Below are 20,046 nucleotides of genomic sequence, written 5' to 3' on the forward strand. Positions count from 1 at the left end.
CGCATTTCGCCGCACATGCTTGAATTCATGAAGGAGCAGCATGCTGTCCCATATTTGCCTCGGCACCAACGACTTTCCCCGCGCCTACGCTTTCTACACGACCCTGATGGGAGAACTCGATTTGATCGAGAAATTTCATGATCCGGCCCAACCCTGGGCGGGCTGGATGGCAAAGGATGCACCGCGCCCCCTGTTCGTGCTGACGGCGCCGCATGACGGCTTGCCGGCGACTCCCGGCAATGGGCAGATGACGGCCTGGCTGGCGGCCAGCCGCGCGCAGGTGGACCGCTGCCACCAGGCCGTGCTGGCGCTGGGCGCTGTGTGTGAAGGGCCGCCCGGCTTGCGCCCCCATTACCACGCCCATTACTATGGCGCCTACTTCCGCGACCTCGACGGCAACAAACTGTGCGTCTGCTGCCACGCCGAGGAATAACTCGGAGAATGACTTAGCGCTGTCCCCCTACGTCATCTTCCGTCCAGCCCAGTTCCAGAAAATCCTGTGCCCGCTCGCCCGCTTCGCCGGCACAATAGAACTCGTCGAGCTGGGGCGGCGCGATGCGCGTGCCGGCCAGCATGGCGTGCACTTGCCCCCGGTGATGGATCTGGTGCTGGAACAAATGCGCCAGCAGGCGCAGGCGCGTGTCGACTTGCGGCGTGTCGCGCAAGATCGTCACGGGCCGCGTCAGGTCCGCATCGCACAGGCTGCGGCAATGGGCGATCAGGCGCAGGTCCGAGGCGCGCTGCGCCGCGTGCAGCGCGGCGCAGTCGGTAAATGGTTCATCCTGTTCAAAAAAGACGTAGCAATCTGGATGGGGCGCTTCGCCGCGCAGCTCGCGTTCGAGCGCGTCGAGATAAAACCAGTCGCAGGTGAGGATGTGGTTCAGGGTGAACTGGATGGTGGGGAAAAAGCTGACGCGCGTGGCCTGGAACTCGGCCTGGGTCAGCTGCCCGCAAGCCTTCAGCAAACGGTGGTTGGCCCAGGCGTTGTTATACGCCTGGCCGGTGACGTAACGGGCCAGCAGATTGTTCATGATGTACCTTGCAAGGCAGGGAAAGCTGTGAGAGCGCCACTGTAGCACTTTGCGGCAGGTGGACCAAGCCGGCCATGCCCGCCGCACCAGTACTGCTGTCATCAAGTAAAATTGTGCAGCGGATGTCGCGATAGTGATGCATATAAGGTTTGGATAGCAAAATGGGTTGGATAGGAAAATTACTGAACGGCGGCGACGAAAAAAACAAGGCTGCGCCAGTCACGGCAGCGGCAGCGCCCGAGATGACACGGCAGCCAGCCAGCATCGCCGAAATCGATGCCATCTACTACCGCTGGCTGGCGGCCGCCGGTTCGGCGCAGGCTACCGAGCAGGCCGAACAGCAGATTCTGGACGAATTGACGCGCCTGGCCCGCGAACCGATCGCTGGCGCCGCGCTGGTGCCGCGCATTCCGGCCATCATTCCGCAGTTGATGCGTACCTTGCAAAATGAAAATATGAGCGCGGCCGAGCTGTCGCGCCAACTGGCCCAGGACGTCTTGCTGGTCGCCGAGGTCTACCGCGAAGCGAACCGGCCCTGCTACCATTCGCGCTACAACGCCAGCCCGTCGATCAACAACATGGAAGGCGCCGTCATGCTGCTCGGGCAAAACGGCATGCGCATGCTGCTCGCCCGCGTCGCCTTCCGCCCCATCGTCAGCATGCAAAGCGGCGGGCTGACCGTGCGCACGGCGCCGCTGATCTGGCGCCAGTCCGAGAAATGCGCGCTGGCGGCCAACCTGGTCGCGCCGGCAATGCAGGCCAACGCCTTCGATGCCTATCTCGCGGGATTGATGGCCAATGTCGGTCTGGTGGTGGCGTTCCGGCTGATCGACCAGATGCATGCGCCCGATGCGTTTCCGCAATCGGACGCCTTCATTGCACAGGTGTTTGCGCAAGCGCGTATCTTGTCGGTACGGATCGCCGAATTATGGGAGTTTCCCGCGTCCGTGACCCGCGCGATCGAGCATGCCGGCGTCGATACCCACGCCGATGCCGATGCCGATCCGCAGGCGCAAGCGCTGGCGCTGGGCGAGCGCTTGAGCAAGCTGCGCATGCTGGTCGATACCGGCCGCTTTCCTGCCGACGATCCTTTCGTGACGGCAGGACTCGGCAAGAGTGCCCTGCTGGCGTTTGACAAACTGGCCGACGACGAGGATTGACGGCCGCAGGCCGGTCAAACCTCGCGCAGAGCAAATTGTTCAGCGCGCAAAATAGAGTTCGTGCAGGTGCTCGAGGTCGACATCAATGGCCGCCTGCGACAGCGCCACTTTGCCGCTTTGCATCAGGTAGACGTGATCAGCCACGCCCACGGCGCGCGCCGTGTTCTGCTCGACCAGGATGATGGTGCGCCGGCCGTCGTTCAGGCGCGCGAGGATCTCGAACAGCTCGTTGACCACCATTGGCGCCAGACCCAGCGAAGGCTCGTCGACGATCAGCAGCGACGGGTCGGACATCAAGCCGCGCGCCATCGCCAGCATCTGCGCCTCGCCGCCAGACAGCGATCCGGCCAGTTGCTTGCGCCGTTCGTGCAGGCGCGGGAACATGGCGTAAGCTTCGGCCAGGCGCTTCGGCATGTGGCTGCGGTGCTCTTTCGGGAAGGCGCCCATGATCAGGTTTTCTTCCACGCTCATGTCGCGAAACGTCATGCGTCCTTCGGGGATCATGGTGACCCTCGCGTCGCTCATCTTCCAGGTGGGCGTGCCATTGATGCCCACGCCATCGAGCGCGATGCTGCCCGCGCCCACGGGCAGCAAGCCCATGATGGCGCGCAGCAGGGTCGTCTTGCCGGCCCCGTTCGGGCCGATGATGGTGGTCAGCTTGCCCTTCTGGATGGACAGCGACACATCCCACAGCACATTGATGGCGCCATAGCCGGCGCGCAGATTCTCTATCTTAAGCATCGTTTCAGGCATGGTTTCAAGCATGAACGGCTCCCGTATAGCTCTCGATGACGGCCGCATCGCGGAAGACGGCGTCCGGCGTGCCGTCTGCGATCAGCTGGCCAAAATTGAGCACGGCCACGCGCTGGCACAGATTGCTGATGGTCTCGATGTCGTGCTCGATCATGACGATGCCCACGCCGAAGGCAGCATGCAAGTCCTTCAGCATGCCCATGAAACAGCGCTTGCCGTTTGTTTCCAGGCCAGCCAGCACTTCATCGAGCAGCAGCAGCTTCGGATTGATGGCCAGCGCCTTGGCCACTTCCAGCGCTTTCAGTTCCGTCAGCGCCAGTTCGCTGGCCGCGTCGCGCCCGGCCTTGTCCGCCAAGCTCGTGAAATCGAGGATTTCATCGATCTTGCGTTGGTCCACCTTGCCGGTGCCGAAGCGCTGCGCCACGATGAGGTTTTCGCGCACCGTCAACTCATGCATGGGCTGCGGAATCTGGAAGGTGCGTCCCAATCCCAGGCGGGCGCGCTGGTACATGGGCGTGGCCATGATGTCGCGCCCCTCGAAGCGGATGCGGCCACTGGTGGGGCGCACCAGGCCGGAAATCGCATTGAACAGCGTAGTCTTGCCGGCGCCATTTGCGCCCACCAGGCCGAGCACGTCGTGGCTGCCCACGTGCAGGGTGACGGAATCGACGGCCGTCAGGCCGCCGAAGCGCACGCAGACATTATCGAGTTCAAGCATGTTGTTTCTCCTTCGCTTTGCCCTTGACCAGTTTGTGCAGCAGCGGCAGCAAGCCGCTCGGACTGAAGACGATCATCGCCACCAGCAGCACGCCCAGCACCAGTTGGTGGCCCGTGGGAATCAGCGACTTGAAGATCAGCTGGTCCACCAGGTAGACCACCACGGCGCCCAGCACGGGGCCGAGTATCGTGCGGTAGCCGCCGAAGATGGCCGCCACGATGGGCAAGGTCACCCACAGGCTGTTGAAGGCGTAGTCCGGTTCCAGGAAGTTGATGTAGTGGGCGTTGAAGGCGCCGAACAGGCCCGCCATGAAGGCCGACACGAGCAGCATCGCGCCTTTCAGCAAGGTGCTGTTGACGCCGACGACGCGCGTGGCGTCTTCGCTGTCGTGCATGGCGCGCAGGGCGATGCCGTAATGGCTGGCGCGGATGCGGCTGTAGGCGAAGGCGCAGCATACCACCAGGGTCAGCACCACCAGGTAGGCGCCCGTCTTGTTGGCCAGGTCGAAGCCGAAGACGGTGGGCAAGGCGGGAATATTATTGATGCCGCCGGCGCCGCCCGTGACGGCACTCCATTCCGTGGCCAGGATGCGGAAGATGTGGGCATAGGCGAGGATGGCCAGCGCAAAATATGGCCCGCGCAGGCGTAGCACGGGCAGCATGATGACAGCGGCGATGGTCGCCCCCGCTCCGCCCAGCAGCATGGCGGCAAACACGGGCAAGTCCAGTTTCACGGTAGTGAGGGCGGAGACATACGCGCCCACGCCAAAGAACGCCGCATGGCCGAAGCTGACCATGCCGCCCAAATTACCGAGCAGGGCCCAGGACATGGCCACGCCGCCGATGACCAGGGCCGCCACCACCATGCTCATCACGTACTGGTTGCCGCCCAGGGCCAGCGGCACGGCGATATAGGCGGCCAGCAGCAAGCCGGCCGTTGAAATCAGTGTGGAGCGCTTCATCCGCGCCTCCGTTGTGCGCCGAACAAGCCGTTTGGCATGATGAACAGCACCAGCAAGAACAGCAGCATGCCGGACAATTCCTGCAGCGCGGAGCTGGCCAGGGTGACGGTCAGCGCCTCGGCCACGCCCAGCAGCACGGCGGCGATCAGCACGCCGGGGATCGAGCCGATGCCGGCGAGGACCGTGATGATGAAGGCTTTCACCGTCAGCGCGCCACCGTAGGCAGGCTGGATCACGCCATAGCTGAACAGGGCCACACCGGCGAAGGCGGCCAGGATGCCGGCGACTAAAAAGGAGACCAGTTCCGTGCGGCCCGGGTCGATGCCCATCAGCTTGGCCGCGTCGCGGTTGCTGGAGACGGCGCGCACAGCGCGGCCATACCAGCTAGTGGCCAGCCAGCGCCACAGGGCCGCCATCAGCACCAGGCTGACGCCGAAGAAAATCACTTCGCTGCGCATGCTGAAGAAGGGGCCGATCTCGATGCCTTCCTGCAGCCAGCTCGACGAGGTCGAACGGATGTCAGCCTTCCATACCAGCAGGATGAAATTGGTGAGAATGACGCCGATGCCGTAGGTGAGGATCAGCGAATTGATTTCGCGGTCCTTCTTGATGCGGCTGACGATCAGGTACACGCCCACGGACGTCAGGCTGACGATCACCAGCGCGATGGGAATGGCGAACATGGGACCGAGTCCCAGGCCCGATTCGACGCTGTAGGCGATGTAAGCGGCCAGCAGTACCAGTTCGCCGTGCGCCAGGTTGATCACTTTCATGGTGCCGAAGACCAGCGCCAGTCCCAGTGCGATCAGGGCGTAGGAGCCGCCCTGCAGCAAGCCTGAATACAGGGCTTGCAAGATTAATTCTGTCATATCGTCATCCCGTCAGGCGGCCCAGGCGCATGCCTGGAGCGCCGTTCATCGGTGCGCGCCCGGGCGGGCGCGCGCGTGTGCAGGGGGCGGATGCTTACCAGGGCAGCGCCGGGTAGGCCAGCTTGCCCGTGGCTTGTTCCTTTGGCCAGACGATCACCACTTTCTTGTCCTGGTGCTGCGCCATGCGGTGCACGAAGTTCAGGTTGTCGCCATTGGCGGCGAACTGCACCCGGCCGATCAGGGTTTCGCGGTCCGTCTTGCGCATCTCCTCGGCCACGCCGCCTTTCTTGAGCGTGCCCTTGTCGGCCGCGCGCGCGATGGCTTCGAACAGCAGCATCGATTGCACGTAGCCGAACTGGCCCAGGTAGTCCGGTTCCTTCTTGTACAGCTGCTTGTAGGCGTCGCTGAATGCCTTGCCGTCGGCTGTCTTGAATTCGGTGGGGAAGGGCAGCAGGGCCGTGCCGAACACGTTCGGCATCAGGTCGGGGAAGTCGGCTGCCATTTTCGGCGTGGCCAGCGACCACACGCCCACCATGGCCTTGATTTTTGGTTTGAGCACGCGGGCGGCGCGGATGATGCCCACGTAATCGTTTTCGTAGCCGACCATGGCCACGACTTCGGATTTGTCCTGCAGCTTGATCTTGTTGATGATGGGCTTGAAATCCGTAATGGCCGGGTCGAACGAGTGCGTCGTCACTTTCACACCTTTGGCGGCCAGGGCTTTTTCCACGTCCTTGGCCAGACCCGTGGTGGCGTCCTTGGTCGAATACACGATGGAGACGGATTTGGCGCCCACGTCCTGCAGCAATCCCAGCATGGCTTTTTCGTAGCCGGCCGTGTTATTGATGCGGAAAAAATTCTTGCGCCCGCTGTTCACCAGGCTGTCGTCCACGCCGCCCGAGGTGATGTAGACGAGGCCCAGTTTATTTGCCGTGTCCGAGGCGGGCGAGATATTGTTCGAGCCATAGCCGCCCGTGATGGCCACCGCGCCCTGGCTGGCCAGCTTCTCCACTGCGGCAATCGCCTTGGCGGGTGCCGATTCGTCATCGACGGTGACGATCTTGATGGTGTGTTTGCCGTTGGTCTTGTTGAATACCTCGGCTGCCACCATGATGCCTTCCTGCATGCCGGCGCCGACCCTGGCCAGGTTGCCCGTCAGGGGGATTTCCGCGCCGACCAGGAATTCTTCGGCGCTGGCCTGCGTCATCCAGGCGCTGGCAACCAGCGCTGCCATGGCGATGCGTGTGTATGTGCGTTTCATCGTGTCTCCTCCGGTGATGTGACTTGGTTTTATTGTCGGGATCTGGTACAGCATGGTCAACTTATCGTGCATTCTGCGCCATCTGCCGCAGCTGCCCCTTTAAAATCTTGCCCGTCGCAGCGGCCGGCAGCGTTTCCATGACGATGATGGCCGACGGGCACTTGTAGGGCGACAGGGTCTGCGCCAGGTAGTCCTGCAAGGCCTGCACTTTCACGGGGTGCTGCGGGTCCAGTTCCACATAGGCGATGACGTCCTCGTTGCCATCGTCCAGGGTGCGTCCCACCACGGCCGACTGCACCACGGAAGCATGGGCGTTGAGGGCCGTTTCCACTTCCAATGGATACACATTGAAGCCGGAGCGGATGATCAATTCCTTGGTGCGGCCCACGATGAACAGCGCGCCGTCCGGTTCCTGGCGCGCCATGTCGCCCGTGTTGAGCCAGCCGCCGTCGCGCATGGTGGCCGCCGTCATGGCCGGTTCACGGTAATAGCCGGCCATGACGTTCGGTCCGCGTATCCACAATTCTCCCGGCTCGCCCGGCTTCACGTCCTTACCCGCTACGTCTACCACGCGCACTTCCACGCCGGGAATCGGCATGCCCACCGAATCGTCGGGGCGCGGCGCTTCCAGGCGCGTCTGGCTGATGGTGGGCGCGCTTTCCGTCATGCCATAGCCATTGTGCAGCGTGGTGCCCAGCAGCTTTTCCACGTTCCGCTTGAGCGATGGTGCCAGCGGCGAGCCGCCCGCATACGCAAAGCGCAGCCGCGTGGGCAACGGCGTATCCGCGCCGCCCAGGGTTTGCAGCAGCTTGGCGTACATGGCGGGCACGCCCTGCACGATGGTCAATTCATCGTCTTTCAGCGCGGCCAGCAGGCCGTCGACGGAAAAACGCGGCACCAGGTACAGGGCGGCGCCCGCATACAGGGTGCCCAGGGCAACCGAGGCCAGACCGTACACATGCGAGATGGGCAGCACGCCGTAGGCGCGGTCGGTGCTGGTCAGGCCCCGTAATGTGCTGGAGACGGCGGCGATGAACAGCAGGTTGCGGTGCGTCAGCATCACGCCTTTTGACTGTCCCGTGGTGCCCGTGGTGTAGATCAGCGCGGCCACCTGTTCGTTGCCGGTGACCGTGTCTTCCGCGATGGCTGCCTCGTTTAACTCGCCCGCCAGCAGCTCTCCCATGTCGTCGACCGTGGCGCTGGCCGCGCCCAGACGTGCAGCATGCGCGGCCGCTTCCGGCGAGGCGCCTGCCAGGAACAGCAGCCGCCGCGCCGAGCAGTGGCCTGCGATGCTGTCGATCTCGCGCGCGGACAGGCGCGCATTGACGTTGACGATCCACGCGTCGATGCTGGCCGCTGCAAAGATCAGCGCCACCTGCAGCGCGCCGTTCTCTCCCACCACCATCAGGCGGTCGCCGGCGCGCACGTCCAGCTGGCGCAACAACTGCATTGCATTTTCTACACTGTGCTGCAGCTGGGCGTAGGTCCAGCTGCGGCCAGCTTCATGCAGCGCGGGCGCGTCGGGCGCGCGCGCCGCCCAGTAGGCGGGGATGGCCGACAGGCGAGCTGGCAGGCCGGCCAGCAAGGCTGGAATGTCCATCGCGGCCTCCTTCACTTTTGTGCTGCCTTGATCATGTTGCGGGCGATGACGATCTGCTGGATCTGCGTCGTGCCTTCGTAGATGCGGAACAGGCGCACGTCGCGGTAGAAGCGCTCGGCCGCGTATTCGCTGATGTAGCCGGCGCCGCCGTGGATCTGCACGGAGCGGTCGGCCACGCGGCCGCACATTTCGGAGGCGAACAGCTTGCAGCACGACGCTTCCGTCGAGATGTCTTCCTTGTTGTCGCGCCGGCGCGCGGCGTCGAGCACCATGCTGCGCGCCGCGTAAATCTCGGCCTTGCTGTCGGCCAGCATGGCCTGGATCAGCTGGAATTCGGCGATGGGCTGGCCGAACTGCTGGCGCTCCATCGCATACGCCAGGGCGTCGGCCAGCATGCGTTCGGCCGCGCCCACGCAGACGGCGGCGATGTGCAAGCGGCCCTTGTCGAGCACTTTCATGGCCGTCTTGAAACCCACGCCTTCCTTGCCGCCGATGATGTTCGCGGCCGGCACGCGGCAGTTTTCAAAGATGACGTCGCAGGTATGCGCGCCTTGCTGGCCCATCTTTTTATCGATTTTCCCCAGCGAGAGGCCCGGCGTGTCCCTTTCCACGATGAAGGCGGAGATGGCCGAGGCCCCCCGCTTGACGGGGTCCGTGCGCGCCATGACGGTAAAGATGCTGGCTTCGGGCGCGTTGGTGATATAGCGCTTGCTGCCGTTGAGGATATAAAAGTCGCCATCGCGCACGGCGCTCGTGCGCAGCGATGCCGCGTCTGACCCGGAACCGGCTTCCGTCAGGGCGAACGAACCGATGATCTCGCCGGCCGCCAGTTTCGGCAGGTAGTGCTGTTTCTGCGCCTCCGTGCCGTCGATAACAATGCCTTGCGAGCCGATGCCGTTGTTCGTGCCGATCAGCGAGCGGAAGGCGGGCGAAGTGCGGGCGATTTCAAACGCGACCCTGACTTCCTCTTCCATGCTCAGTTCCAGGCCGCCATAGGCTTCCGGGATGGACAGGCCGAACAGGCCCAGTTCGCGCATCTGCGCCACGATGGCGGGCGGGATCGTATCCGTTTCGGCCACCAGCGCCTCGTTCGGCACCAGCACTTCGCGCACGAAACGGGCGATGCTGTCGAGCAGGATGTTCAGGGTTTCTTCGTCGCGTATCATCGGGGTCCTCGGAGGCGATGTTAAGAGGGGGCGCGCAGTCTAACCGCGGCCCAGGTTTTTTTCCACTCTCTTGACCAGGGCGACCAGGCGCGGTCCCAGGTCGGATTCGAGTTTTTCGCGCGATAGCAAAAAGGCGGGGCCGCCGCAATTGAAGGCCATCACCTGCTCGCCATCGGCACCCAGCATGGGCACGCCCACGGCATGCACGTCGTTCTGCCACTCGCCGGCCGAGATGCAAAAGCCCCGGTCCTGGTAATCCTTGAAGCCTTGCTCGATACCGGCCTTGATGCGCGGCCAGCGTTCCGTTTCGTGCACGCGCGCATGGTCCATCAGGTAGTCGCGTTCGGCCTGCGGCAGGATGCACAGCAGGGCCTTGCCCATGGCCGTCGTCATCAAGGGAATGCGCGAGCCGACGTCAAGGCGCAGGGTGACGTTGGCGCTGCTGCGGCAGGTTTCCACGTACACCATGCTGAGACGGTCGCGCGTGCCCAGCGACACGGAGGCTTGCGCATGTTCGGCCAGTTCTTCCATCAGCGGGCGCGCCATCTTGCGCACGTCGAGGTTCGACAGCATGCGGTAGCCGAGGGCCAGCACGCCGGCGCCCAGCTGGTACTTGCCCAGGCTGTCCGAGTAATTCAGGTAGCCCAGTTTGGTGAGGGTGTAGGTGAGGCGCGAAATCGTCGGTTTCGGGATGCCCGTGCGCTTGGCCATGTCCGCGTTCGACAGGAAGACTTCGCCGGGGCGAAAGCAGCGCAGTACTTCCAGCCCGCGCGCCAGCGCATTGACGAACTGGCGGTCCTTGCCTTCCTCGTCATCGCTGAAAACGATAAGTTCCGGATCGGCTGCGGCCTGCATATTTGTCATATTTGCATTCATTTTCTGACTCCCTGAAAATCAGTTTGCCTAGTCGAATCTCGCATGTCAACCGTTTTGTGAAACATTCGTTCGCACAGCGAAATGCTGCGCTGCATGAAAAAGGCGTGAAATTTGACCTGCGCAAGTGTTTCCGGTCTTGTCGCTTGAGCATCGCTATATACGTCTGTATATTGCGCTGTTGGGTGACGGCCGCCGCATGCGTGGCCGCTTTTTTTGTACTTTTTTGTACTTTTTTGTATATCGCTATATAAGACGATATATAACGAATGGAAAGAACAAGACGATGTTGAAACAGGTAATGGCAGGCGCCGTGATGCTGGCGCTGGCGCAGCAGGCTGCTGGCAAGGAAGACGCGGATGCGGCGGCGGCGTTCGTGCTGGGCACGGTGACGGTGATCGGCCAGCGCGACCAACTGGGGCAGGTGGCGCAGGTGGATGAGCAGCAGGTGGGTTCACAAGTGAGCCGCGCCGAAATGCGCCGCTTTAACCGCGACAACGTGGGCGACGCCCTCAATTTGCTGTCGGGCGTGTCGCTGTCGACCAATGCGCGCAACGAAAAAACCGTCGCCATCCGCGGTTTCGATGCGCGCCAGGTGCCGCTGTACATCGACGGCATTCCCGTCTATGTGCCGTATGACGGCTATGTCGATTTCAACCGTTTCAGCACGGCCGACCTGGCCGCCATCCAGGTGGCCAAGGGCTTCAGCTCCGTGGCGTATGGCGCCAATACCCTGGGCGGCGCCATCAACCTGATCTCGCGCAAACCCGCAGCGCGCCTTGAGGGCGATACCTCCATCGGTTTCGGCTCGGGCAGCGAGCGTCAGGTATCGGCCAACGTGGGCACCAACCAGGGCCTGTGGTATCTGCAGGCGGGCGTGTCGTACATCGACAGCGACGGTTTCCCCATGTCGTCCGACTTCCGTGCCACGGCCACGGAAGACGGCGCCACGCGCAACAATGCCTACCGCAAGGACCATAAACTGTCGTTCAAGGTAGGTTATACGCCCGTGGGTGGGGACGAGTATGCATTGAGCTACTACAAGCAGCATGGCGAAAAGGGCCAGCCGCCATCGAGCAATCCCGTCGGCGCGCGCTACTGGCAGTGGCCGTACTGGAACAAGGAAAGCGTGTATTTCGTCTCGCAGACGCGCCTGGGCGAGGCCGAGCGGCTGAAACTGCGGCTGTACCATGACAGCTACGACAATGAAATCACCTCCTACACGAACGGCAGCTACGCGACCCTGAAAACCAGCGGTCAGGGCAGTGTCAGCGGCGGGCGCAGCATCTATAACGACCGCACGAATGGCGGTGCGGTGGAACTCGAATCGTTCCGCCTGGCCGCGCACAGCCTGCGCTTCGTCGCCAGCGTCAAGGCCGATGAACACCAGGAACTGGACGCCAAAGGCGTGCGCAATACCTGGTACAAGGATGCCCTGTGGACCCTGGGCGCGGAAGACAGCATCGCCCTCAACGCGGCGACGGAACTGTCGCTGGGCGTGTCGCGCAATGCACTGCGCCCGGACACCGTCTACAGCGCCGGCAATGCGTATACCTTGCCGAGTAATCAATCGGCAACGGACCTGCAGGCGGGCCTGTTCCACAAGATCGGCGCCGAGGCGCGCATGTACGCCACCGTGGCGCGCAAGTCGCGCCTGCCGACCTTGAAAGACCGCTACTCGCAGCGCCTTGGCACGTATATTGAAAACCCGGCCTTGAGCGCGGAAGAAGCGATGAACTATGAGCTGGGGTATCAAGGAAACTCGCAGGGCGCCAAGGTAGAAGTTGCGCTGTTCTACAGCGACGTGAAGGACAAGATCCAGAGCGTGGCGAATGTCTCGGGTGTGCGCGCGCAGATGCGCAACGCGGGCCGGGCGCATATCAGCGGCGTGGAACTGGGCTTGCGTGGCCGCGCCGGTGCCTGGCTGGATGTCGGCAGCAACTACACGTATACGGACATGAAAAATGTCAGCGACCGCGCAATCCGCCTGACGGACGTGCCACGCCACAAGCTGACGGCGCACGCCGTGCTGCACGCGGCGCGCCAGGTCGACGTGGTGGCCATCGCGGAATCGAACAGCGGGCGCTGGGTCTCGAACACTTTGGAACTTGGTGGTTTTACGACGCTGAACCTGAAGGCCGTGTACCGCCCCTTGCCGGCATGGACGCTGGAAGCGGGCGTGGCGAACCTGGGCGACCGCAATTATGCGCTGTCCGACGGCTTCCCCAGCGCCGGGCGCACCTGGCTGGCCAATGCACAGTCCCAGTTCTGATTTTAACTGTTCAATGAAAGGACATAGCATGTTCAAGAAAATATTTGCTGCTTGTACAGCGGCGTCGTTGCTGGCGGCGGCACCGGCCGCGTGGTCGGCACCCGCTGCCGCGCGCGACAACATGAGCCACGCGCTCGCCGTGACGGGCATGGTGGAAACGCCTTTGATCCTGAAGGTGGCCGACCTGCGCCAGCTGCCGCCCGCGAATGGCGGGGAAATCGCCGTCACGCGCCACAACGGCGACAAGGCCGAGACCATCACCAGCTACAAGGGTGTGCGCCTGCGCGACATCCTCGACAAGGCGGTGCTCGATGCGCCGGGGCATAACGACGTCAAGAAGCTCGCCATCATCGCCACGGCCACCGATGGCTATGCGGTGGTGTTTTCCTGGGGCGAGCTGTATAACGCGCCGGCCGGCGAGGGCGTGATCGTCTACTACGAAAAAAACGGCAAGGCGCTCGACGACAACGATGGCGAGATCGCCCTCATCTCGGCGAAAGACATGCGCACGGGTCCGCGCCACGTGAAATGGTTGAATGGCATTGAGGTGCGCAAGCTGGTGGATTGATAGGCGCCTGCAATGAAGCATCCCGCCACGGAGCACTCCGTGGCGGGATTTTTTTATGCGGCCAGCGCTTGCCGCATGGCCTGGCCCGCCACTTCGAACAGGCCGCGCGCCGCTGGCGTCAGGCCCAGCATGTGCATCGATGCATGGACCATGCCGTCGAGCTGCACGCATTGCGCCGCCACGCCGTCATCACGCAAGCGCCGCGCAAACGCCGCGCCTTCGTCATGCAGCGGATCGAATTCGCACACCAGCACGGTCGCCGGCGGCAAGTCCTTGAGCGAAGTTGCCCGCAGTGGCGCCGCGTAGGGATGCGTGCCGTCTGCGGGCTCGTTCAGGTACGCCGACCAGCAAAAGCGCATGGCTTCGCGCGTCAGCGAATGACCCTCCGCATAGCGCTGGTAGGACGGCGTGTCGAAGGCAAAATCGAGCGCCGGGTACAGCAGCAACTGGTGCGCCAACGCGGGGCCGGCCTGGTCGCGCGCCATCAATGCTGCTGCCGCAGCCAGGTTGCCGCCCGCACTGTCGCCGCCCACGGCCAGGCGTCGTGCATCGATGCCCAGCGCCGTGGCGTGCTCGGCGACCCAGCACAGCGCCCGATAAAAGTCGTCCAGCGGCACGGGGAACTTGTGCTCGGGCGCCAGCCGGTAGTCGACGGAAAAAATCACGCAGCCGGTGGCGTTGGCCAGCGCGCGGCACGGATTGTCGTACAGATCCAGCGAACACAGGCACCAGCCGCCGCCATGCGCGAAGACGATGGCCGGCAGAGGCTTGCCCGTATCCGCGCCGGCCGGCACATAGGCGCGCACGGTCAGCGCATGGTCGCCCGGCAGCACATAATCCTTGATCGACGCGACGTCTTCCAATGGCCCATGCAGCTGGCGCAAGCCCGTTTCCGTGGATGCGCGCAAGTCTGCCAGCGAGGCGGGGGGCGGCGCATCCCTAGTCTGTTCCAGCCAGACGGCGATCAGTGGATCGAGGCTCATGCGTTGTTTCCTGACTTTTCTCCCGCCAGGAAGGGCAGCAGGTGGGCGATGAACGCTTCCGGCTGTTCTTCCATGATGAAGTGCCCGCATTCGGCGACGATGGCGCCTTGTAAAATGTCGGCCTTGCCCTGCATGGTCAGCAGGGGGGCGTCATTCGTCGCGTGGTCGGCGCCGATGGCCAGCACGGGCATCGGCAGGCTGTGTTTTGCCCGCTCCAGGTTTTGCCGGATGGTTTCGGGAATGGCGCGGTAGTAGGCGAAGCCCGCGCGCAGGGCGCCCGGCGTAGCGTAGGCGTCCGCATACACGTCGACGGCCACCTTGTCGCGGCGGTACGACCAGCGGTCCAGGATGAAACGGATGTATTCGCGCTCCTTGCCCGCCGTGAGCATTTCCGGCAAATCGAGCACCTGGTTGAACATGAAGTGCCACAGGAAGATGTTGTCGGACGGCGCCACGAAGATGGGCGGCGCGGGCGCCAGGCCGGGTATCACGGCTTCCGTCAGCGCCAGTTTTGTCACGGCCTGCGGAAAATCGCTGGCCAGCGCATAGCCCACCCACATGCCGATGTCGTGTCCCACCACATCGTACTGCGCGTGGCCCAGGGCCAGCATGGCGCGGTGCAGGGTGGCCGCCACGGCGCCCGTATCGTAGCCATCGGCCGGGCGGCTGGAGTGACCGCTGCCTGGCGGGTCGATGGCAATGGCCTGGTAGCCATTGGCCGCCAGGGCTGCCATCACGTGGCGCCAGGCATACCAGGTCTGCGGCCAGCCGGGGATCAGGAGCACGGGTTTGCCGGTACCAGCAATCACGCAATGCAGGCGCTGGCCATCGATGCGCACATAGTCGTGGATGTAGTTGTCTTCATGTTGATGCATGGTGTGTCCTTGTATTGATTCAGTTGATTAGTTGTGCCCGATGCCCAGCAGGGTATTGATCTGTTGCGCGCTGACGGGGGCGCCGGCGAAGTCGTCGAAGATCTTGCCGGTCACGGGAATGATGTGGGCATTGATGAAAGCCACGCCCTCGCGCGCGCCCACTTCCTGGTCCTTCAGGCAGCATTCCCATTCCAGCGTGGCCCAGCCCGCGTAGTCGTTCTGTGCCATCTTCGAAAAGATCGCCTTGAAATCGACCTGGCCATCGCCCAGCGAACGGAAACGCCCGGCGCGGTTTTCCCACGACTGGTAGCCGCCGTAGATGCCTTGCCGTCCCGTCGGATTGAACTCCGCATCCTTCACATGGAACATGCGGATGTGGTCCTTGTAGATATCGATGAATTCCAGGTAGTTCAGCTGCTGCAGCACGAAGTGGCTGGGGTCGAACAGCATCTTGCAGCGCGGATGGCGGCCCACGCGCTCATAAAACATCTCGAAGCTGATGCCGTCATGCAGGTCTTCGCTGGGGTGGATTTCATAGCACAGGTTGACGCCCTGTTCTTCGCACACGTCGAGGATGGGCAGCCAGCGGCGCGCCAGTTCGTCGAAGGCCGTTTCGATCAGGCCGGGCGGGCGTTGCGGGAACGGGAACAGATAAGGCCAGGCGAACGAGCCGGAAAACGTGCCCATTTCCGTCAGGCCCAGGCGTTTCGAGGCCATGGCCGCCAGCTTGACCTGTTCGATGGCCCACGCCGTGCGCGCCGCCGGCTGGCCGTGCAGGTGTTCCGGCGCGAAGCTGTCGCACAGCGCGTCGTAGGCCGGATGCACGGCTACCAGTTGGCCGAAGATGTGCGTCGTCAGTTCGCTGATGACCAGGCCATGGCCGGCCAGCATGGCGACCAGCTCGTCGCAGTATTGCTGGCTGTGCGCAGCTTGCGCCACGTCGAACAGGCGTGCATCCCAGGCGGGAATCTGCAAAGCCTTGAAGCCCATGCCGGCCGCCCACTCGGCGATGGCAGGCAGGGTGTTGAAGGGCGCCGTGTCGGCGGCGAATTGGGCCAGGTGCAGGCTGGGTCCTTGGATGGTTTTCATATCGGCTCCTATTGTTTGTCGATCGACAAAGAATAGGCGAAATTTTTTGCGCGGTCAAGGTGCAACTGCAAAATAAATCGCAAATATAGTGGCATGCCAGGCGTTATACTGGCCGCCAGTTTGCAAGCAGAGGATCAGAATGGCAGGAAGACCGAGGGAGTTTGACCGCGCGCTGGCGCTGGCAAAAGCGCGCGACGCATTCTGGACGCGCGGCTACGAGGGTGTATCGATGGCCGACCTGGTGGCGGCGCTGGGCATCGCCTCGGCGCGCATCTATGCGGCGTTCGGCTCGAAGGAGCAGTTGTTCCGCGAAGCCGTGGAGCTGTACGAGTCGGGCGAGGGCGCGTTTGCCGTGCACGCGCTGGCCGCCAGCTTGAATGTGCGCGACGCGGTGGCGCGCATGCTGGAAGAAGCGGTGCTGCTGTACACGCGCAGTGGCCAGCCGCAAGGCTGCATGGTGGTCACGGCCGCCACGAATACGAGTGCGGAAAACGCCGGCATCGCCGACTGGCTGGCGCAACATCGCCGAGCGCGCACGCAAGCCGTCATCGAGCGCTTGCGCGCGGCGCAGCTGGCGGGAGAGTTAACAGGGGAAGCGGACGTGCAGGCGCTGGGCGATTATTATGCGGCGCTGCTGCATGGCTTGTCGGTGCAGGCGCGCGACGGCATTCCGGCCGAACGGCTGCTGGCGCTGATTGCGCCTGCCATGGCGCCGCTGTCGCTGGCTATGATGTAGATAGTCTCAGGGCTTCAAGTCTTGACGTCGATCAGGCTGCCCAAGGCTTGGTCGGCCGCCTTGACGACATTCGCCGACAGGTTGAAGCCGGCCTTGTAGACCAGGTTATCCGTCAGTTCGGACGCCAGGCCCACGCCGTTCGGCCGGCTTTCAGCCGCCTTGACCGCATTCGCATTGGCGCCGCTGACGCTTTCGCTGGCAGCCAGCTTGCGCCCTTCGACGGAGAGCGTGACGCCCGTGCCGGCCGGGCTGGCTTCCTGGAAGTTGGCCGATTGCGGCTGGAAGCCCGGCGTATTCGCATTGGCGATATTGTTGGCGGCCACATCCAGCGCGCGCTGGTTGGCGGTTAGCCCCGAGGTACCGGTGGTGAGGGCGGATATGGACATGAAAACTCCTTCGCAATGCACCTAGTGTACTCCTGCCGGTGGGGAAAATGTGGTGGCGTAAGGCAATAATTTTTTCGCAGCTGGTGGCCACAAAAATATATGCGTCACGTCGTTTTAATATTGTTCTGTGGTACTCACTGTCTGGGCCGGCAGGGAAGTCATCTACGGAGTCTGCGATTTTCCACCTGGCTTGCTTTATTCCAGTTGTATTCGGTCGATGAAAGCGTCGTTTGGCCGGTTGCCGGCGCCAGTGCGCGCGCCGCCGGCGGCGCGCAATAGGCTGCCGCGCACGATAGTTGTCGCCGAAACGGGGGATGGGCGAATATACTAGGCGAAAAGGGAGGCGTTGCGCTTCCCGTCAGCCCTTATCATCCAGCGAGAATTCACCCTTATGGCGTCATCCCCAGAAAACCTCAGCATGGCCGTGTTTTGCGACTTCGAGAACGTCGCGCTCGGCGTGCGAGATGCAAATTACGAAAAATTCGATATCAAGCCCATCCTCGAACGCTTGCTGCTCAAGGGCAGTATTGTTGTCAAGAAGGCATATTGCGACTGGGACCGTTATAAAAGTTTCAAGGGCACCATGCATGAGGCGAACTTCGAGTTGATCGAAATTCCCCACGTGCGCCAGTCCGGCAAGAATTCGGCCGATATCCGCCTGGTGGTCGATGCGCTGGACTTGTGCTACACCAAGGCCCACGTCAACACCTTCGTCATCATCAGCGGCGATTCCGATTTTTCGCCGCTGGTGTCGAAGCTGCGCGAGAACGCCAAGCAGGTGATTGGCGTGGGCGTCAAGCAGTCGACCTCCGACCTGCTGGTGGCGAACTGCGACGAATTCATTTTCTACGACGACCTGGTGCGCGAGAGCCGCCGCACGGCCGCCAAGCGCGACGCGCGAGACACGCCAACCGCCAAGCGCTCGCCCGACGAAGAACTGCGCCGCAAGGAAAAGTACGAGTTGCGCAAGACGGAAGCGATCGAAATGGCCGTCGAAACCTTCGACGCGCTGGTTTCCGAGCGCGGCGACAGCGGCAAGATCTGGGCCTCGATGCTGAAAGAAGCGATCAAGCGCCGCAAGCCGGACTTCAGCGAATCGTATTACGGTTTCCGCACCTTCGGCAACCTGCTGGAAGAGGCGCAGACGCGCGGCTTGCTGGAATTCGGCCGTGACGAGAAATCGGGCGCGTATGTCTACCGCAGCAGCGGCCTGGTGGCCGTGCCGGCTGCCGTGAACGCGGATGCAGCCAGCGAGACAATCGCCAGTGGCGAGACCGGCGTGACGGCGGAAGAGGGCAACAGCCGCGAAGGCGGCAGCCGCCGCGATTCGCGCCGCAATGGCCGTGGCGGCCGCAAGCAGAACGAACAACGCCGCGGTGAAGCGCCACAGGCCTTCGTTCCGGTGGCCGAGGCCGAATCGGTCGTCGCCGTCATGGAGCAGTATGCGCCGGCGCCGCAGCCGGAGGTCGCGCACGAGGTGGCCGAAGCCGTGGCCGAAGAGGGCAACGCCAAGCGCGGTTCGCGCCGCAATGGCCGTGGTGGCCGCAAGAATGGCGATGGCGCCCGTGAAGCGCGCGCGGAGGCGGTCGAGGTGGCACCAACGCCCGAGCCGGTGCCCGAGCCAGTAGTCGAGGTGGTCGTGGAAACCGTCGCCGAAGCCAAGCCTAAGGCCAAGCCGCGCACTCCGGCCCGCAAGGCGGCAGCATCGAAAAAGCCGGCCAAGAAAGCGCTTGACGCCGTGCTGGAAGTAGCGCCTGTTGTCGCAGCGGCACCGGTGGAAGTGGCCGTCGTGGCGGAAGACCAGCCGGCCAAGGCGCCGCGCAAGACCCCGGCGCGCCGTCCCGCGCGCAAAAAGGCGGAAGCAGCTTGATAGTCTGAGCAGCAATAAGCGGGGCGGCAATCGCATGCGCCCCGGCTTTTCCAGGCCCTGCCTTGCGCAAACCGCGCACCCCGATCTCCCCAAGCGTGTACGATGAGCCTGTTTTTAACGCAGCGGGCGGTCAAGCATGTACCACGGTGAACGGTTCAACAGCATTTCCCATACGGTGGGCGCCGCGCTGGCGGCCATCGGCGGCGTCATCCTGATCGTCGCGGCGGCCCGCACGGGCGACCCCTGGAAAATCGTCAGCTGCAGCGTGTATGCGGCCATGCTGCTGACCCTATACCTCACTTCCACCCTGTACCACAGCGTGCGCGGCAAGGCCAAGGTCGTGCTGCAGCGGCTCGACCATTGCGCCATCTACCTGCTTATCGCGGGAACCTATACGCCCTTCATGCTGGTGACCCTGCGCGGGCCATGGGGCTGGTCGCTGTTCGGCGTCGTCTGGGGCCTGGCCCTGCTTGGCATCGTGCAGGAATATGTGTACGCGAAAGGCGCGCGCATCCTGTCGCTGGTGATTTACGTGGCCATGGGCTGGCTGGTCGTGATCGGCATTAAACCGCTGCTGGCGGCGCTCGAGTGGAACGGCTTCCTGTGGCTGGTGGCAGGCGGGCTGTGCTATACGGGCGGCATCGTCTTTTACGCCACCGACCATAAGCTGCGCCATGGCCACGGCATCTGGCATTTGTTCGTGCTGGCGGGCAGTAGCTGTCATTTTATCGCCATTTTGTTCTACGTTGCCTGACGTAGCAGGGCGATTGCATGAAGGATTAGTGCTCGGTTTGGCCGTAGGGCAAAAATATTGCTTGTAAACCTGCCAAGAAAGGCGTTTACTTTCAATATTTGGACGCGCAAATGGCAAACGA

Annotated in this window: 20 protein-coding genes; 7 read left to right on the plus strand and 13 right to left on the minus strand. The window is 63.2% G+C overall.

Translation table 11 applies throughout. The features are described from left to right. Window positions 1–40 precede the first annotated feature (40 nt). Window positions 41–433 carry a VOC family protein gene (locus ACQ4W7_RS27345; RefSeq protein WP_436534804.1) on the plus strand — a complete coding sequence of 131 codons (393 nt, stop codon included), beginning with the start codon at window positions 41–43 and terminating at the stop codon, window positions 431–433. A 13-nt stretch (window positions 434–446) separates the two neighbouring features. Here ACQ4W7_RS27345 and ACQ4W7_RS27350 read toward each other — a convergent pair whose 3' ends face one another. Continuing rightward, window positions 447–1,031, minus strand: coding sequence for a DinB family protein (locus tag ACQ4W7_RS27350; RefSeq protein ID WP_436534806.1), 585 nt, complete (start codon window positions 1,029–1,031; stop codon window positions 447–449). 161 nt (window positions 1,032–1,192) lie between these two features. Between ACQ4W7_RS27350 and ACQ4W7_RS27355 the strand changes: the two genes are divergently transcribed. After that, a complete protein-coding gene (locus ACQ4W7_RS27355; RefSeq protein WP_426073099.1) occupies window positions 1,193–2,191 on the plus strand; it encodes an HDOD domain-containing protein in 999 nt (332 codons plus the stop codon). A gap of 39 nt (window positions 2,192–2,230) precedes the next feature. Here the strand turns inward: ACQ4W7_RS27355 and ACQ4W7_RS27360 are convergent, their stop codons facing one another. The 8 genes from ACQ4W7_RS27360 to ACQ4W7_RS27395 all read right to left on the minus strand — a co-directional run bounded on the left by ACQ4W7_RS27360 (window position 2,231) and on the right by ACQ4W7_RS27395 (window position 10,383). Beyond that, window positions 2,231–2,932 carry an ABC transporter ATP-binding protein gene (locus ACQ4W7_RS27360; protein ID WP_436534838.1) on the minus strand — a complete coding sequence of 234 codons (702 nt, stop codon included), beginning with the start codon at window positions 2,930–2,932 and terminating at the stop codon, window positions 2,231–2,233. Window positions 2,933–2,948: 16 nt separating this feature from the next. After that, window positions 2,949–3,662, minus strand: coding sequence for an ABC transporter ATP-binding protein (locus ACQ4W7_RS27365; protein WP_436534808.1), 714 nt, complete (start codon window positions 3,660–3,662; stop codon window positions 2,949–2,951). After that, complete coding sequence (locus ACQ4W7_RS27370; RefSeq protein WP_436534810.1) at window positions 3,655–4,623, minus strand: branched-chain amino acid ABC transporter permease; 969 nt, start codon at window positions 4,621–4,623, stop codon at window positions 3,655–3,657. The genes ACQ4W7_RS27365 and ACQ4W7_RS27370 overlap by 8 nt, the downstream gene beginning before the upstream one ends. After that, window positions 4,620–5,492 (minus strand): branched-chain amino acid ABC transporter permease, encoded by an 873-nt coding sequence (locus ACQ4W7_RS27375; protein WP_426073096.1) that lies wholly within the window; start codon window positions 5,490–5,492, stop codon window positions 4,620–4,622. Before ACQ4W7_RS27375 ends, ACQ4W7_RS27370 begins: the two co-directional genes overlap by 4 nt. 94 nt (window positions 5,493–5,586) lie before the next feature. Continuing rightward, complete coding sequence (locus tag ACQ4W7_RS27380; protein ID WP_426073095.1) at window positions 5,587–6,753, minus strand: ABC transporter substrate-binding protein; 1,167 nt, start codon at window positions 6,751–6,753, stop codon at window positions 5,587–5,589. 61 nt (window positions 6,754–6,814) lie between these two features. Then, complete coding sequence (locus ACQ4W7_RS27385; RefSeq protein WP_436534813.1) at window positions 6,815–8,353, minus strand: class I adenylate-forming enzyme family protein; 1,539 nt, start codon at window positions 8,351–8,353, stop codon at window positions 6,815–6,817. Window positions 8,354–8,364: 11 nt separating this feature from the next. Next, a complete protein-coding gene (locus ACQ4W7_RS27390) occupies window positions 8,365–9,519 on the minus strand; it encodes an acyl-CoA dehydrogenase family protein (protein ID WP_426073093.1) in 1,155 nt (384 codons plus the stop codon). 39 nt (window positions 9,520–9,558) lie between these two features. Continuing rightward, the gene (locus tag ACQ4W7_RS27395; RefSeq protein ID WP_436534815.1) at window positions 9,559–10,383 is read right to left on the minus strand and encodes an IclR family transcriptional regulator; all 825 of its coding nucleotides are present in this window, start codon (window positions 10,381–10,383) and stop codon (window positions 9,559–9,561) included. A 295-nt stretch (window positions 10,384–10,678) separates the two neighbouring features. On the opposite strand from ACQ4W7_RS27395, the gene ACQ4W7_RS27400 reads away from it, so the two are divergent. Further along, window positions 10,679–12,664, plus strand: a complete 1,986-nt coding sequence (locus tag ACQ4W7_RS27400) for a TonB-dependent receptor plug domain-containing protein (RefSeq protein ID WP_436534817.1) — start codon at window positions 10,679–10,681, stop codon at window positions 12,662–12,664. Window positions 12,665–12,692: 28 nt separating this feature from the next. After that, a complete protein-coding gene (locus ACQ4W7_RS27405; RefSeq protein WP_426073089.1) occupies window positions 12,693–13,232 on the plus strand; it encodes a molybdopterin-dependent oxidoreductase in 540 nt (179 codons plus the stop codon). Window positions 13,233–13,285: 53 nt separating this feature from the next. Here the strand turns inward: ACQ4W7_RS27405 and ACQ4W7_RS27410 are convergent, their stop codons facing one another. From ACQ4W7_RS27410 to ACQ4W7_RS27420, 3 genes are read right to left on the minus strand one after another with little or no spacing between them, the layout of a single operon-like run. After that, window positions 13,286–14,215 carry an alpha/beta hydrolase gene (locus tag ACQ4W7_RS27410; protein ID WP_436534820.1) on the minus strand — a complete coding sequence of 310 codons (930 nt, stop codon included), beginning with the start codon at window positions 14,213–14,215 and terminating at the stop codon, window positions 13,286–13,288. Beyond that, the gene (locus tag ACQ4W7_RS27415) at window positions 14,212–15,090 is read right to left on the minus strand and encodes an alpha/beta fold hydrolase (protein WP_436534822.1); all 879 of its coding nucleotides are present in this window, start codon (window positions 15,088–15,090) and stop codon (window positions 14,212–14,214) included. The genes ACQ4W7_RS27410 and ACQ4W7_RS27415 overlap by 4 nt, the downstream gene beginning before the upstream one ends. Window positions 15,091–15,117: 27 nt before the next feature. Then, window positions 15,118–16,179 (minus strand): sugar phosphate isomerase/epimerase family protein, encoded by a 1,062-nt coding sequence (locus tag ACQ4W7_RS27420; RefSeq protein ID WP_436534824.1) that lies wholly within the window; start codon window positions 16,177–16,179, stop codon window positions 15,118–15,120. A 139-nt stretch (window positions 16,180–16,318) separates the two neighbouring features. Here ACQ4W7_RS27420 and ACQ4W7_RS27425 point away from each other — a divergent pair, with 139 nt between their 5' ends. Next, the gene (locus ACQ4W7_RS27425; RefSeq protein ID WP_436534826.1) at window positions 16,319–16,915 is read left to right on the plus strand and encodes a TetR/AcrR family transcriptional regulator; all 597 of its coding nucleotides are present in this window, start codon (window positions 16,319–16,321) and stop codon (window positions 16,913–16,915) included. Between the two features lie 14 nt (window positions 16,916–16,929). Here ACQ4W7_RS27425 and ACQ4W7_RS27430 read toward each other — a convergent pair whose 3' ends face one another. Continuing rightward, window positions 16,930–17,301, minus strand: coding sequence for a flagellar basal body protein (locus tag ACQ4W7_RS27430; protein ID WP_426073084.1), 372 nt, complete (start codon window positions 17,299–17,301; stop codon window positions 16,930–16,932). A gap of 391 nt (window positions 17,302–17,692) precedes the next feature. Here ACQ4W7_RS27430 and ACQ4W7_RS27435 point away from each other — a divergent pair, with 391 nt between their 5' ends. Further along, a complete protein-coding gene (locus ACQ4W7_RS27435) occupies window positions 17,693–19,171 on the plus strand; it encodes an NYN domain-containing protein (RefSeq protein WP_436534828.1) in 1,479 nt (492 codons plus the stop codon). Between the two features lie 136 nt (window positions 19,172–19,307). Further along, window positions 19,308–19,925: a PAQR family membrane homeostasis protein TrhA gene (gene trhA / locus ACQ4W7_RS27440; RefSeq protein WP_426073082.1), complete on the plus strand. Its 618-nt coding sequence runs from the start codon at window positions 19,308–19,310 to the stop codon at window positions 19,923–19,925. Window positions 19,926–20,046: the final 121 nt, after the last annotated feature.

It is taken from the genome of Janthinobacterium algoris (assembly GCF_051380935.1).
Lineage (GTDB): Bacteria > Pseudomonadota > Gammaproteobacteria > Burkholderiales > Burkholderiaceae_D > Janthinobacterium.

What these genes read in the sequence shown, in the direction of transcription:
- ACQ4W7_RS27430 (WP_426073084.1), bottom strand. Translation starts at nt 17,301, where the DNA reads ATGTCCATATCCGCCCTCACCACCGGTACCTCGGGGCTAACCGCCAAC.
- ACQ4W7_RS27380 (WP_426073095.1), bottom strand. Translation starts at nt 6,753, where the DNA reads ATGAAACGCACATACACACGCATCGCCATGGCAGCGCTGGTTGCCAGC.
- ACQ4W7_RS27350 (WP_436534806.1), bottom strand. Translation starts at nt 1,031, where the DNA reads ATGAACAATCTGCTGGCCCGTTACGTCACCGGCCAGGCGTATAACAAC.
- ACQ4W7_RS27390 (WP_426073093.1), bottom strand. Translation starts at nt 9,519, where the DNA reads ATGATACGCGACGAAGAAACCCTGAACATCCTGCTCGACAGCATCGCC.
- ACQ4W7_RS27360 (WP_436534838.1), bottom strand. Translation starts at nt 2,932, where the DNA reads ATGCTTAAGATAGAGAATCTGCGCGCCGGCTATGGCGCCATCAATGTG.
- ACQ4W7_RS27420 (WP_436534824.1), bottom strand. Translation starts at nt 16,179, where the DNA reads ATGAAAACCATCCAAGGACCCAGCCTGCACCTGGCCCAATTCGCCGCC.
- trhA (WP_426073082.1), top strand. Translation starts at nt 19,308, where the DNA reads ATGTACCACGGTGAACGGTTCAACAGCATTTCCCATACGGTGGGCGCC.
- ACQ4W7_RS27395 (WP_436534815.1), bottom strand. Translation starts at nt 10,383, where the DNA reads ATGACAAATATGCAGGCCGCAGCCGATCCGGAACTTATCGTTTTCAGC.
- ACQ4W7_RS27375 (WP_426073096.1), bottom strand. Translation starts at nt 5,492, where the DNA reads ATGACAGAATTAATCTTGCAAGCCCTGTATTCAGGCTTGCTGCAGGGC.
- ACQ4W7_RS27405 (WP_426073089.1), top strand. Translation starts at nt 12,693, where the DNA reads ATGTTCAAGAAAATATTTGCTGCTTGTACAGCGGCGTCGTTGCTGGCG.
- ACQ4W7_RS27355 (WP_426073099.1), top strand. Translation starts at nt 1,193, where the DNA reads ATGGGTTGGATAGGAAAATTACTGAACGGCGGCGACGAAAAAAACAAG.
- ACQ4W7_RS27365 (WP_436534808.1), bottom strand. Translation starts at nt 3,662, where the DNA reads ATGCTTGAACTCGATAATGTCTGCGTGCGCTTCGGCGGCCTGACGGCC.
- ACQ4W7_RS27410 (WP_436534820.1), bottom strand. Translation starts at nt 14,215, where the DNA reads ATGAGCCTCGATCCACTGATCGCCGTCTGGCTGGAACAGACTAGGGAT.
- ACQ4W7_RS27400 (WP_436534817.1), top strand. Translation starts at nt 10,679, where the DNA reads ATGTTGAAACAGGTAATGGCAGGCGCCGTGATGCTGGCGCTGGCGCAG.
- ACQ4W7_RS27385 (WP_436534813.1), bottom strand. Translation starts at nt 8,353, where the DNA reads ATGGACATTCCAGCCTTGCTGGCCGGCCTGCCAGCTCGCCTGTCGGCC.
- ACQ4W7_RS27345 (WP_436534804.1), top strand. Translation starts at nt 41, where the DNA reads ATGCTGTCCCATATTTGCCTCGGCACCAACGACTTTCCCCGCGCCTAC.
- ACQ4W7_RS27435 (WP_436534828.1), top strand. Translation starts at nt 17,693, where the DNA reads ATGGCGTCATCCCCAGAAAACCTCAGCATGGCCGTGTTTTGCGACTTC.
- ACQ4W7_RS27415 (WP_436534822.1), bottom strand. Translation starts at nt 15,090, where the DNA reads ATGCATCAACATGAAGACAACTACATCCACGACTATGTGCGCATCGAT.
- ACQ4W7_RS27425 (WP_436534826.1), top strand. Translation starts at nt 16,319, where the DNA reads ATGGCAGGAAGACCGAGGGAGTTTGACCGCGCGCTGGCGCTGGCAAAA.
- ACQ4W7_RS27370 (WP_436534810.1), bottom strand. Translation starts at nt 4,623, where the DNA reads ATGAAGCGCTCCACACTGATTTCAACGGCCGGCTTGCTGCTGGCCGCC.